Raw genomic sequence first — 12502 nt, 5'->3', positions numbered from 1 at the left:
CGGGGACCCTGATGACTGCCGAACTGACTGCCCTCTGCCTTGCCGGCCTCTTGCAGGCCGCGACCTTCCTGCCCTTCTCGGTGTTCGCGAACATGGAGCTGGGTGCCAACTACACCATGAGCCCGCGCGACCGGGCGCCGGACCTGCAGCTGTCCACGCTGACGGCGCGGCTTCAGCGGGCGATGAACAACCACTTCGAGGGGCTGATCCTCTTCACCCTCGCCGTTGTCGTCGTGACGCTGGGCAACGAATCGACCGGCTTCACCGCAACGATGGCCTGGGTCTATCTGCTGGCCCGCGTGCTTTACGTCCCCGCCTATGCGCTGGGCTGGGTGCCGTGGCGCTCGGCCATCTGGGCCGTGGGCTTCCTTGCAACGGTGGCGATGCTTCTCGCCGCGCTGATCTGATCCTGCGGCGCCCCCGCCGCGCGCGGCGGGACGCCCTGAACCGGAGGCCGACATGGCTACTTTTGACGTCATCATCATCGGCGCGGGCCCGGGCGGCTATGTTTGCGCCATCCGCTGCGCGCAGCTCGGGCTGAAGACCGCCGTGGTCGAGGGCCGCGACAGCCTCGGCGGCACCTGCCTCAACGTGGGCTGCATCCCGTCGAAGGCGCTCCTGCACGCGACGCATCAACTGCATGAGGTGCACGAGAACTTCGAGAAGATGGGCCTGATGGGCGGGCACCCGACCGTCGACTGGGCGAAGATGCAGGCCTACAAGGAGGACGTCGTCAGCGGCAACACCAAGGGCATCGAGTTCCTGTTCAAGAAGAACAAGGTGACCTGGCTCAAGGGCTGGGGCTCGATCCCCGAGCCGGGCAAGGTGAAGGTCGGCGACGAGGTTCACGAGGCGAAGTCCATCGTGATCGCCACCGGATCGGAGGCCGCGAGCCTGCCGGGCGTCGAGGTGGACGAGAAGGTGATCGTGACCTCGACCGGCGCGCTCGCCATGGAGAAGATCCCCGAGAGCCTGGTGGTGATCGGCGCGGGCGTGATCGGGCTGGAACTGGGCTCGGTCTATGCCCGGCTGGGCACGAAGGTGACCGTCGTCGAATACATGGACAAGATCATCCCCGGCGCGGACGGCGAGGTGATCAAGACCTTCCAGCGCATCCTCGCCAAGCAGGGGATGGAGTTCGTGCTGGGCGCCGCCGTGAAGGGTGCGGTGGTGCAGGACGGCAAGGCCTCCGTGACCTGGGCGGCGAAGAAGGACGGCAAGGAGGCGAGCGTCACCACTGACGCGGTGCTGGTGGCGACCGGGCGGAAGCCTTACACCGCTGGCCTCGGGCTCGAGGCACTGGGCGTCGAGATGCTGAAGGGCATGGTGAAGATCGACGGTCACTTCCGTACCAGCGTGCCGGGCATCTACGCCATCGGCGACGCCGTGCCGGGGCCGATGCTCGCGCACAAGGCCGAGGACGAGGGCATGGCGGTGGCCGAGGTCCTCGCCGGGAAGCACGGCCATGTGAACTATGGCGTGATCCCGGGCGTGATCTATACGACGCCGGAGGTCGCGAGCGTCGGCCAGACCGAGGAGATGCTGAAGGAGCAGGGCCGTGCCTACAAGGTCGGCAAGTTCCCCTTCATGGGCAATGCGCGCGCCAAGGCGGTGTTCCAGGCCGAGGGCTTCGTGAAGATCATCGCCGACAAGGAGACCGACCGCATCCTCGGCTGCCACATCATCGGCCCGGCGGCGGGCGACCTGATCCACGAGGTCTGCGTGGCGATGGAGTTCGGTGCCTCGGCGCAGGATCTGGCGCTGACCTGTCACGCCCATCCCACCTGGTCCGAGGCGGTGCGCGAGGCGGCGCTGGCCTGCGGCGACGGGGCGATCCACGCCTGACGGGGGCGGGCAGCGCTTCCGTTCGAACCAGACTGAGACGCCCGGCCCCGAAGGGCCGGGCGTCACGCCCTTTGCCTCGCCTGCCGCTTTTGGCGGCACGCTCAGGTGGTCCCGGCCAGTCGGCCAAGAGAGCCGGGACGCGAGGGATTCCTATTCCGCGGCCAGCGCCGTCCGGTCCACGAGCCCGACGATATCCATCATGATCCGGTTCAGCTCGAAGTCCTTGGGCGTGTAGACCGCCGCCACGCCCAGGGCGCGGAGCTGGTCGGCATCCTCGTCCGGGATGATGCCGCCGACGACCAGCGGCACGTCGAGCTGCGCGGCGCGCATCCGCTCCAGCACCTCGATGATCAGCGGCATGTGCGAGCCGGAGAGGATCGAGAGGCCGATGACATGGGCCTGCTCCTCGACCGCCTTGGCGACGATTTCAGAGGGCGTCAGGCGGATGCCGTCATAGGTGATGTCCATGCCGCAGTCGCGGGCGCGGGCCGCGATCTGTTCGGCTCCGTTCGAATGGCCGTCGAGGCCCGGCTTGCCGACGAGGAACTTCAGCGGACGGCCGAGGCGTGCGGACACGGCCTGAACGGCCTCGCGGATCGGCTCCAGCCCCTCGGTCCGGTTGGACGGCGCGCGTGAAACGCCGGTCGGGCCACGATACTCGCCGAAGGCGGCGCGGAGTTCGGCGGCCCATTCGCCGGTGGTGGCACCCGCCTTGGCGGCGGCGACCGAGGCCGGCATCACGTTCTCGCCCGCGGCGGCGGCACGGCGCAGCGCGGCCAGCGCGGCCTGGACCGCGGCCTCGTCCCGCGCGGCGCGCCAGGCTTGCAGGCGCTCGATCTGGTCACGCTCTGCTTCCGGATCGGCGACCATGATCGCGCCGTCGCCGGTGGTAAGCGGCGAAGGCGCGGCCTCGGTCCAGCGGTTCACGCCGACGACGACCGTGTCGCCCGATTCGATTTTTGCGATGCGCTCGGCATTGGCCTCGACGAGGCGGGCCTTCATGTAGTCGATCGCCTGGATCGCCCCGCCCATCGCGTCGATATGCGCCAGTTCCTCGCGCGCGCCGGCCTTCAGCGCCTCGACCTTGCGGTCGATGGCGGGGTTGCCGTCGAAGAGGTCGTCGTATTCCAGCAGGTCGGATTCATAGGCCAGGATCTGCTGCATCCGGAGCGACCACTGCTGGTCCCACGGGCGCGGCAGGCCGAGCGCCTCGTTCCAGGCCGGGAGTTGCACCGCACGGGCACGGGCCTTCTTCGACAGCGTGACGGCCAGCATCTCGATCAGGATGCGGTAGACGTTGTTCTCCGGCTGCTGCTCGGTCAGGCCCAGCGAGTTGACCTGCACGCCGTAGCGGAAGCGGCGGTATTTCTCCTCGGCGATGCCGTAGCGGTCGCGGCAGATCTCGTCCCAGAGATCGACGAAGGCGCGCATCTTGCACATCTCGGTCACGAAGCGGATGCCGGCGTTCACGAAGAACGAGATCCGTCCCACCATCGCCGGGAACTGCGCCTCCGGCACCTTGCCCTTGAGGTCGTCGAGTACCGCCACGGCGGTGGCCAGCGCGAAGGCGAGCTCCTGCTCCGGTGTCGCCCCCGCTTCCTGCAGGTGGTAGGAGCAGACGTTCATCGGGTTCCACTTCGGCAGGTGCTGCTGCGTGTAGGCCGCGACGTCGGTGATCATCCGGAGCGAGGGCTTCGGCGGGCAGATGTAGGTGCCGCGGCTCAGATACTCCTTCATCAGGTCGTTCTGCACCGTGCCCTGCAGCTTCGAGACGTCCGCGCCCTGTTCCTCGGCCACCGCGATGTAGAGCGCGAGCAGCCAGGGGGCGGTCGCGTTGATCGTCATCGAGGTGTTCATCTGCTCGAGCGGGATCTGGTCGAACAGCGCCCGCATGTCGCCCAGGTTGCAGACCGGAACGCCCACCTTGCCGACCTCGCCGCGCGCCAGTTCATGGTCGCTGTCGTAGCCCGTCTGAGTCGGCAGGTCGAAGGCCACCGAGAGGCCCGTCTGCCCCTTCGCGAGGTTGGTCCGATAGAGGGCATTCGACGCCTTCGCCGTGGAATGGCCGGCATAGGTCCGGAACAGCCAGGGGCTTTCCTTCTGGGTCATGGCAGAACTCCTCTGGTCGAGCGGGCAAGGAAGTTGCGGTTGGGTGTGGATACGCGAAAGATAATGTCTCTGTCAATTCGCTGCGTTGCGGCGCGATTCCGAGGATCCTCGGCATCTTCTTCTTGTTCCCGCGCTCGCCTCACGGGATCGTGAGCATGGCGCGACTCCCGCGCCGGGTCCAGTTCCGGAGAGTTCCGATGCACCGCCTTCCGTCCCTCTGCCTTCTTGTGGTCGCGCTGCTCGCGACCGGCCTTCAACCGGCCTCCGCGCTCGATCGAAGGGTCCGCATCGTCAACGAGACCGGATACACCATCGTGCGGTTCTACGGCTCCAACTCCGGTACCGACAACTGGGAAGAGGATATTCTCGGGGACAGCGTGCTGCCTTCGGGCCAGTCGGTCATCATCAACTTCGACGACGCGTCGGGCTACTGCAAGTTCGACTTCCGTGCCATCTTCGAGGATGATGACGAGGTGGTCGAACCGGGCGTGAACATCTGCGAGGTCGCGACCTTCACCTTCCACTGAGCATGCCGCCGCGGCCGCGGCTTACGCTGCGTCGCGGCGGACATAATATTACAAAATCGCCGCTGCATCTATTGCATTCTTGCGGCTCCGGCCGTATCTGATCGTATCCCGCCCGGCGATTCTGCGCTGCGGCACCCAGTTCGGACCAAGGAGGCAAGCATGGCCCTCGACGTGCAAAGCGACATCGTCGCCTATGACGCTCCCAAGAAGGACCTCTACGAGATCGGGGAAATGCCTCCGATGGGCCACGTGCCGAAGCAGATGTATGCCTGGGCCATCCGGCGCGAGCGTCACGGCGAGCCGGACAAGGCGATGCAGGTCGAGGTGGTCGAGACGCCTTCCATCGACAGCCACGAGGTGCTGGTCCTCGTGATGGCGGCGGGCGTGAACTACAACGGCATCTGGGCCGGCCTCGGCGTGCCGATCTCGCCCTTCGACGTGCACAAGGCGCCCTTCCACATCGCGGGCTCGGACGCCTCGGGCATCGTCTGGGCAGTGGGCGACAAGGTGAAGCGCTGGAAGGTCGGCGACGAGGTCGTCATCCATTGCAACCAGGACGACGGCGACGACGAGGAATGCAACGGCGGCGACCCGATGTATTCGCCGAGCCAGCGGATCTGGGGCTACGAGACGCCCGACGGCAGCTTCGCGCAGTTCACCCGCGTGCAGGCGCAGCAGCTGATGAAGCGTCCGAAGCACCTGACCTGGGAAGAAAGCGCCTGCTACACGCTGACGCTGGCCACCGCCTACCGGATGCTGTTCGGCCACAAGCCGCACGACCTGAAGCCGGGGCAGAACGTGCTGGTCTGGGGCGCCTCGGGCGGCCTCGGCTCCTATGCCATCCAACTGATCAACACCGCGGGCGCGAATGCCATCGGCGTGATCTCGGAAGAGGACAAGCGCGATTTCGTCATGGGGCTGGGCGCCAAGGGCGTGATCAACCGCAAGGACTTCAAGTGCTGGGGGCAACTGCCCAAGGTCAACTCGCCGGAATACAACGAGTGGCTGAAGGAGGCGCGCAAGTTCGGCAAGGCGATCTGGGACATCACCGGCAAGGGCGTCAACGTCGACATGGTGTTCGAGCATCCGGGCGAGGCGACCTTCCCGGTCTCGTCGCTGGTGGTGAAGAAGGGCGGCATGGTGGTGATCTGCGCGGGCACCACCGGCTTCAACTGCACCTTCGACGTGCGCTACATGTGGATGCACCAGAAGCGCCTGCAGGGCAGCCACTTCGCCAACCTCAAGCAGGCGTCGGCGGCGAACCAGCTGATGATCGAGCGCCGGCTTGACCCCTGCATGTCCGAGGTCTTTCCCTGGGCGGATATCCCCTCGGCCCACATGAAGATGTACCGCAACCAGCACAAGCCCGGGAACATGGCCGTTCTTGTGCAGGCCATGCGGACCGGCCTGCGCACCTTCGCCGACGTTCTGGACGCCTCGCGCAAGGACTGAGGCGGCACCAACCCCGGCTTTTCGGCCGCCGCATCGGTATCGGTGCGGCGGTTTATGTCAAATCAGGCGCAAAAGCCCGGTTGACAGCGCCGCAGCTCCCGAGTTCGCCTTGCGGTAGAAAGACTTGCTCCGAAAGGCGATTCCGGCGCCTATGCCGCAATGACACATGACTGGATTCTCGACGTGCTGAGCGACCTCCGCAGCTACGCCGAGCGGAACGCGCTGCCCACGCTGGCAGCCGGCCTGGACGAGACGATCCGGCTTGCCCAAGCCGAGATCGCGCCGTCCGCGCCGCAGCCTGCGGAGGACGAGAAGGACCCGCCCTCGCGGCGCAACTGAGCGCCGGCGCTGGCCTTGCGGGACGGCTGCGGCTATGGTCGCGCCATGCAAGCCCTTGCCTTCTCCGAAGATCAGGCCGAAGCCTATGACCGCGTGGCCGACCAGCTGCGCGGCATGGGGGTCGATCTGGTCGGCGGGGCGCTCGGCTCCGCGGTCGAGGGCAAGTCCACGGTGCTCGCGGTGGTGGGCAAGGCGGGCTCCGGCAAGACGATGCTGCTTGCCGCACTGACGAAGGCGCTGGTCGAGGCCGGGCTCGAAATCGTGTCAGGCGACTGGGAGGGGCGCAAGCGCAAGGAGCGGCGGACACTGGCGATCCTTGCGCCGACCAACAAGGCCGCCAGCGTGCTGCGCCTGCGCGGCGTGCCGGCGACGACGATCCACCGCATCCTCTACACGCCGGTCTATGATCCGCAATACGAACGCATTGCCGAATGGCTGGCCGGAAACGGCAAGCGCCCCGAGGTCGAGGGCCTGTCCGAGACGGCGCTCGACCGGGCCAAGGCGTTCTACGATCAGGTGGCGTCGATCCCCGGTGCGCTTGCGGCGGCGGGGCTCCGGGGGTCGGACTTCATCAAGGGGTGGAAGCGGCGCGAGGAGCCGCTGGACGTGGGCTTCGTCGATGAAGCCTCGATGCTGGACGAACGCCAGCTTGACGACCTGCGCGAGATCTTTCCGACGCTGGTGCTGTTCGGCGATCCGGCGCAGCTGGCGCCGGTCGGCCAATCCGGCAAGATGGTGTTCGACATGCTGGGCGAGACGCGGAAGCTGACGCTGAGCCGCATCCACCGCCAGGCCGAGGACAACCCGATTCTCGATCTTGCCCATGCGCTCGCCGATCCGGACCTGAGCTTCGAGAGCTTCGAGGACATGGTCGAGGCGGCGGCCCGACGCGACGAGCGGGTGCAGGTCGCGCAGCGGGTCGATGCCGACCTCATGGCGCGCTCGCCGGTTCTGGTCTGGCGCAACCAGACCCGAATCCGGCTGATCGCCGCCTTCCGCGCCGCGCAGGGCGCGCCCGAGACCGAGCTTCTGCCGGGCGAGCCGCTGATCTGCGACGGGATCGAGCTGCCGCTGAAGCACCGCAAGAAGCGGATCGACCTCGAGGCGCGCGGGCTGATCAAGGGCGCTCAGGTGATCTATCTCGGCCCCGGCAACCGCGAGGGGTTTGCAAAGCTGCACGTGATCGGTGCCGAGGACCCGCAGGTCTCGGCCGCCTCGATCATCAAGATCGAGAAGCCGGGCGAGGAAGAGCCGTTCATCCCCTCGGCGGCCCGGATGGGCGCGGCCTTCCTGCACGGGGCGGCGGTAACGATCCACAAGGCGCAGGGCTCGCAATGGGAGGTGGTGCAGGTCTTCGCCCCCGACCTCTGGGCTGCGGCGCAGGCGGGGCGCAGCGAGGCCGGGATGCCGCTCTGGAAGCGGCTGGCCTATGTGGCGATCACCCGGGCCGAGAAGCGGCTGCTCTGGGTCGTGCGCAACCGTCTGGCGCTGCCGCAGCAGCCGCTGTCGGTCGAGGACCTGCCGCGCGTGGCGCCCCGGCTGAAGCTGCAGCCTGAGGCGTGACTTCGCCGGAAGGCGCGGCTAAAGTCCGGCAAAAGTTCAAGGGAGCAAGCACATGCGCTGCGTCTTCGTCCAGTTCCGCTGCATGCCCGGCAAGACCTACGAGGTGGCCGATGCGATCTATGACCGCGAGGTGGTGTCCGAGCTTTACTCGACATCCGGCGACTTCGACCTGATGGCCAAGGTCTATGTTCCGGCCGATCAGGATGTGGGCCGCTTCCTGTCGGAAAAGCTTTTCGACATTCCCGGCATCCAGCGCACGCTGACGACGATGACCTTCAAGGCCTTCTGACACGGCCGCGCGGAAAAGATTTTCTTCCGCGCGATCAGAGCCAGTCGCCGCGCCCCGTTCCGGTGGCATCGCTGACGCTGGCACGGCCGTCCCGCGCCAGAAGGGCGTCAAGGTCCGTTGCGATGCGGGCGGCAAGGCCGATCCCCTCGTAGACCATGGCGGTGTAGAGCTGCACCGCCGTCGCCCCGGCCCGGATCTTGGCATAGGCCTGTTCGGCCGTGGCGATGCCGCCCACGCCGATCAGCGGCAGCCGTCCCTCGGTCAGCTGCGACAGCCGCGCAAGCACGCGGGTGGAGCGTTCGAACAACGGGGCGCCGGACAGCCCCCCGGTTTCCGAGGCATGCGCGCTTTTCAGCCCTTCGCGCGAAAGGGTGGTGTTGGTGGCCACGATCCCGGCAATGCCGGAGGCAAGCGCCACCTCGGCGATCTCGGCCAGATCCTCGTCCACCAGATCGGGCGCGATCTTGAGAAACACCGGGACAGGCGTGGCCAGATCCGCCTGCACCGCCATCACCCCCGACAGCAGCGCCGAAAGCGCCTGCCGGCCCTGAAGATCGCGCAGCCGCTCGGTGTTGGGGGACGAGACGTTCACGGTGACAAAGTCGACATGCGGGCCGCAGGCGGCGAAGACAGCGCAGAAGTCCGCCGCGCGGTCCGTGCTGTCCTTGTTCGCGCCAAGGTTCAGCCCCACCGGCACCGGGCCCCGCGGCCGCATCGCCAGCCGGGCGCAGATGGTGGCGGCACCATCGTTGTTGAACCCGAAGCGGTTGATCGCCGCGCGGTCCTCGGCCAGCCGGAACAGTCGCGGCTGCGGGTTGCCCGGCTGCGGGCGGGGCGTGGCCGCCCCGACCTCGATGAAGCCGAAGCCGGCCCGCATCAGGGGCGCGAGTGCCACCGCGTTCTTGTCGTAGCCCGCGGCCAGACCGACAGGATTGGGCAGCACCAGACCCGCCAGCCGGGTCTGAAGCCGCGGCGATGTCACCGGGCCGTGCAGCGGCACGACGCCCGCGCGCAGGGCGGCCAGCGAAAGCGCATGCGCCCGCTCCGGTTCGATCTGGTGCAGGGCCCTGAGTGCGGCGCGTTCGAGAATGTTCACCAGAGCCCCTCGGGGAAGATGTGGCCGGTAGCGCCGAGCGGAAGCGACTTGTCCCACACGACGTCGTCAATCCGCATCGGACGGTAGAGATGCGGGAAGAGCTGCCCCCCGCGCGAGGGTTCCCACTTCAGCGCGGGACCGAGCGCGTCGGGATTGACCGCGACAAGCACCAGATCGCTTTCGGTCGCGAAATGCCTTGCCGCCGTCTCCGCCACCTGCACCGAGGTCGAGAGATGGATGTAGCCGTCGGCCAGATCGACCGGCGCTCCCGCGGTTTCGCCGGCGCGGCGGAAGTCGTCCCATTCGGAGCGGCGGAAAATCTTGAAGATCAGCATGCAAGCCTCATGCACCCTGCCCGGGTCCCGGTCAATATGGCCGATGGCGGAAGCAGGGGGCGGCTGCCCCTGCGTCAGCCCGGCCCTTCGGCTTTGACAGGCCGCGCCCCGCGGCCCACTCTGACCGCATCGGCAAGAACGGAGCATTGTCATGAAATCCATCCTTCTCGCGTCGGCTGCGATCATGGCGCTGGCGACGGGCGCGGCGCGGGCCGAATTCGCGCTGACGATCCTGCACACCAACGATTTTCACGACCGGTTCGAGCCGATCTCGAAATCCGATTCGACCTGCGCGCCCGAGGACAATGCGGCGGGCGAGTGCTTCGGGGGCATCGCGCGGCTGACCACGGCCCTGTCCGAGGCGCGCGGGCAGGGGGGAACGCGGCTTCTGCTGGATGCCGGCGACCAGTTCCAGGGCTCGCTGTTCTACACCCGCTACAAGGGCGAGGCCGCGGCCGAATTCCTCAATGCCCTGTCCTATGACGCGATGACGGTGGGCAACCACGAGTTCGACGACGGGCCGGCCGTGCTGACCGACTTCGCAAGGAAGCTGTCCGCGCCGCTTCTGATGGCCAATGCCGACCTGACCGGAGAGCCGGACCTGCGCGAGCAGGTGAAGAAGTCGGTCGTGGTCGAGAAGGCGGGCGAGAAGATCGGGATCGTCGGCCTGACGCCGCTCGATACGGCGGAACTGGCAAGCCCCGGCCCGAACGTGATCTTCACCGAGCCGGTTCAGGCGGCGCAGGCGGAGGTGGACCGGCTGACCGACGAGGGCGTGACCAAGATCGTGCTGCTGTCGCATCTGGGCTATGAGGCCGACAAGCGGATCGCCTCGACGCTCAGGGGGGTGGACGTGATCGTGGGCGGGCATTCGCACACCCTGCTCGGAAACGGGATCGAGGGCGCGGCCGGTCCCTATCCCACCATGGTCGGCAAGGTCGCCATCGTCACCGCCTATGCCTATGGCAAGTATCTGGGCGAGCTGAACGTGACCTTCGATGACGCGGGAGAGCTGATCTCGGCGGAAGGCGCGCCGCGCCTGCTGGACGCTTCCGTCGCCGAGGATGCGGCGGCCCTCGCCCGGGTGAAGGAGCTTGCCGCCCCGCTGGAGGAGATCCGCAACCGCGAGGTCGCCACCGCCGCCGAGGAGATCGACGGCACCCGCGAAAGTTGCCGCAGCGGCGAGTGCGAGATGGGCAACCTGGTGGCCGAGGCGATGCTGGACCGGGTCAGGGAGCAGGGAATCCAGATCGCCATCGCGAATGGCGGCGGGCTGCGCGCCTCGATCGATGCGGGCACGGTGACGATGGGCGAGGTGCTGACCGTCCTGCCGTTCCAGAACACGCTGTCCACCTTCCAGGTGACCGGCGCTACCGTGGTCGAGGCGCTGGAAAACGGTGTCAGCCAGATCGAGGAGGTTGCTGGCCGCTTTCCGCAGGTTGCCGGTCTGAAATACACTTTCGATCCTGCCGCACCGTCCGGTTCGCGGGTGTCGGAGGTCATGGTGATGGAGGGTGGCAACTGGCAGCCCATCGATCCGGCCCGGACCTATGGGGTCGTGTCGAACAACTATGTCCGGCAGGGCGGCGATGGCTATGCGATGTTCGTCGATGCGGCCAATGCCTATGACTACGGGCCCGATCTTGCCGAGGTGACGGCCGAGTATCTGGCGGCCCGGGCGCCCTATGCGCCGGCGATCGACGGGCGCATCACGCGGCGCTGATCCCAGGGCGATCGACCGCGCCGGACGACCCGCCGTTAGGTCCGGCGCGGATCCTTGTCGCGCGCGGCTCAATGAGAAGTATCTTGCCCGGCCGTCCGCTTTATCTTGAATTGCATGGATACAACCAAAGAGGTATTGAGCGGATTTTCGCCAAGCCTCCGATAATTATCACAAAAATACGGCGAAATTGTGCCGGAAATCCGCATTCCGCGCTAGGCTTCCCCAAGGGCAGTGAACAGGCGGACAGCTGGCAATATGGAAGGCATGCGGCTTCTCGTCATCGACGATGATCCGGCATTCGTGCTGGTTCTTCGCGAGATGCTGGATCGGATCGGCCTGTCCGAGCCCGATTGCGCCGCGACGGCCCGCGAGGCGCTGCGCCTTCTGGGCCGTGGCGCAAGATTTGACTGCATTCTCATGGATCTGGGTCTTCCGGGCGGAGCGATTGAACTCTGCCGCAGGTTGCGTCTTCTCCCGGAGCACGCGTGCACTCCGATCATCATGATTTCCGGCCCCGCCGAATCCGGGGAATTGGCTGGAGCATTGGCGAGCGGTGCCTCCGATTACGTGTCGCGCCAGATCGATCCGGTGGAACTTCGGGCCCGGTTGGGAATGGCGGCGCGACTGACCGACGAGCGGCGCCGCAGTGGGGCGCTGGCGTTGCGGCTGCGCGGGCTGGCGGCGGCGGGCTTCGACGATCCCCTGCCTGTCTCGGGAGTTCCCGGCGTCGTGGATCTTCCGACGTTCCAGGACCAGATGCGCAACGGTCGCGGCAGGCAGACGGCCGTCGCCTTCCGCATCGGCAATGCAGGTGCAATCGCCGCCGAGGCGACGCCGGTCCAGTATAAGGACATGCTGTATCACGTCGCGGCGGTCATCATGGACCGGCTGGGGGGATACGGTCTGGTGCTTGCCCACTCCGGCCACGGCGAATTCGTGGGCCTTCTGCCCGAGGATCTTCCCGAGCGGGCGCATGTGCTGGCCGGTGAACTGGCGATCCGTCTGGCGGACCGTGCGCCGATCTACGACCGTCTGGGCGTGCCGCGCCCGGTCCTGCAGGTGGGCAAGCCGATGAGGCCGGGGCTGTTCTTCCGCTCCACGCCCGAGCGTCTGCTGCGGCGGGCGCGCGACACGCTGCGCCGTCCCGACCTCATGCCCGCCGTCATGGTTTGAAGGGCCGTGCCCAAGATTTGGGCGCTCCCTCGCCTCGCGCCATTTATTTCG

12 protein-coding genes are annotated in these 12502 nt (G+C 67.2%); 9 read left to right on the top strand and 3 right to left on the bottom strand.

Annotation, left to right across the window (positions count from 1 at the left end; all coding sequences use genetic code 11):
- Positions 1-11: 11 nt before the first annotated feature.
- Positions 12-407, top strand: coding sequence for an MAPEG family protein (locus tag CK951_RS13740; RefSeq protein ID WP_096786688.1), 396 nt, complete (start codon positions 12-14; stop codon positions 405-407).
- A gap of 52 nt (positions 408-459) precedes the next feature.
- Entirely contained in the window at positions 460-1845 is a 1386-nt protein-coding gene (gene lpdA, locus CK951_RS13735) for a dihydrolipoyl dehydrogenase (protein WP_096786687.1), read from the top strand.
- A gap of 150 nt (positions 1846-1995) precedes the next feature.
- Here the strand turns inward: lpdA and CK951_RS13730 are convergent, their stop codons facing one another.
- Positions 1996-3954 (bottom strand): protein meaA, encoded by a 1959-nt coding sequence (locus CK951_RS13730; RefSeq protein WP_096786686.1) that lies wholly within the window; start codon positions 3952-3954, stop codon positions 1996-1998.
- Positions 3955-4151: 197 nt separating this feature from the next.
- On the opposite strand from CK951_RS13730, the gene CK951_RS13725 reads away from it, so the two are divergent.
- The 5 genes from CK951_RS13725 to CK951_RS13705 all read left to right on the top strand — a co-directional run bounded on the left by CK951_RS13725 (position 4152) and on the right by CK951_RS13705 (position 8124).
- Positions 4152-4481: a hypothetical protein gene (locus CK951_RS13725; RefSeq protein ID WP_096786685.1), complete on the top strand. Its 330-nt coding sequence runs from the start codon at positions 4152-4154 to the stop codon at positions 4479-4481.
- A 159-nt stretch (positions 4482-4640) separates the two neighbouring features.
- Entirely contained in the window at positions 4641-5933 is a 1293-nt protein-coding gene (ccrA, locus tag CK951_RS13720) for a crotonyl-CoA carboxylase/reductase (protein ID WP_096786684.1), read from the top strand.
- A gap of 159 nt (positions 5934-6092) precedes the next feature.
- Complete coding sequence (locus CK951_RS13715) at positions 6093-6272, top strand: hypothetical protein (protein WP_096786683.1); 180 nt, start codon at positions 6093-6095, stop codon at positions 6270-6272.
- Between the two features lie 45 nt (positions 6273-6317).
- Positions 6318-7835 (top strand): ATP-dependent RecD-like DNA helicase, encoded by a 1518-nt coding sequence (locus tag CK951_RS13710; RefSeq protein ID WP_096786682.1) that lies wholly within the window; start codon positions 6318-6320, stop codon positions 7833-7835.
- 52 nt (positions 7836-7887) lie between these two features.
- A complete protein-coding gene (locus CK951_RS13705) occupies positions 7888-8124 on the top strand; it encodes an Lrp/AsnC ligand binding domain-containing protein (RefSeq protein WP_096786681.1) in 237 nt (78 codons plus the stop codon).
- A 34-nt stretch (positions 8125-8158) separates the two neighbouring features.
- Here CK951_RS13705 and CK951_RS13700 read toward each other — a convergent pair whose 3' ends face one another.
- Both CK951_RS13700 and CK951_RS13695 read right to left on the bottom strand, forming a co-directional pair.
- Positions 8159-9220 carry a quinone-dependent dihydroorotate dehydrogenase gene (locus CK951_RS13700; protein ID WP_096786680.1) on the bottom strand — a complete coding sequence of 354 codons (1062 nt, stop codon included), beginning with the start codon at positions 9218-9220 and terminating at the stop codon, positions 8159-8161.
- The gene (locus CK951_RS13695) at positions 9217-9555 is read right to left on the bottom strand and encodes a DUF952 domain-containing protein (protein WP_096786679.1); all 339 of its coding nucleotides are present in this window, start codon (positions 9553-9555) and stop codon (positions 9217-9219) included. The genes CK951_RS13700 and CK951_RS13695 overlap by 4 nt, the downstream gene beginning before the upstream one ends.
- 151 nt (positions 9556-9706) lie before the next feature.
- On the opposite strand from CK951_RS13695, the gene CK951_RS13690 reads away from it, so the two are divergent.
- Together CK951_RS13690 and CK951_RS13685 are read left to right on the top strand one after the other, a co-directional pair.
- Positions 9707-11278 carry a bifunctional UDP-sugar hydrolase/5'-nucleotidase gene (locus tag CK951_RS13690; RefSeq protein ID WP_096786678.1) on the top strand — a complete coding sequence of 524 codons (1572 nt, stop codon included), beginning with the start codon at positions 9707-9709 and terminating at the stop codon, positions 11276-11278.
- Positions 11279-11533: 255 nt separating this feature from the next.
- Positions 11534-12451: a response regulator gene (locus CK951_RS13685; protein ID WP_096786677.1), complete on the top strand. Its 918-nt coding sequence runs from the start codon at positions 11534-11536 to the stop codon at positions 12449-12451.
- Positions 12452-12502 lie beyond the last annotated feature (51 nt).

The sequence above is a fragment of the Rhodobacter sp. CZR27 genome (assembly GCF_002407205.1).
Classification (GTDB): Bacteria; Pseudomonadota; Alphaproteobacteria; order Rhodobacterales; family Rhodobacteraceae; genus Cereibacter_A.
The sequence above is the reverse complement of the archived record's forward strand: the minus strand, read 5'-3'. Positions and strand labels throughout refer to the sequence as shown.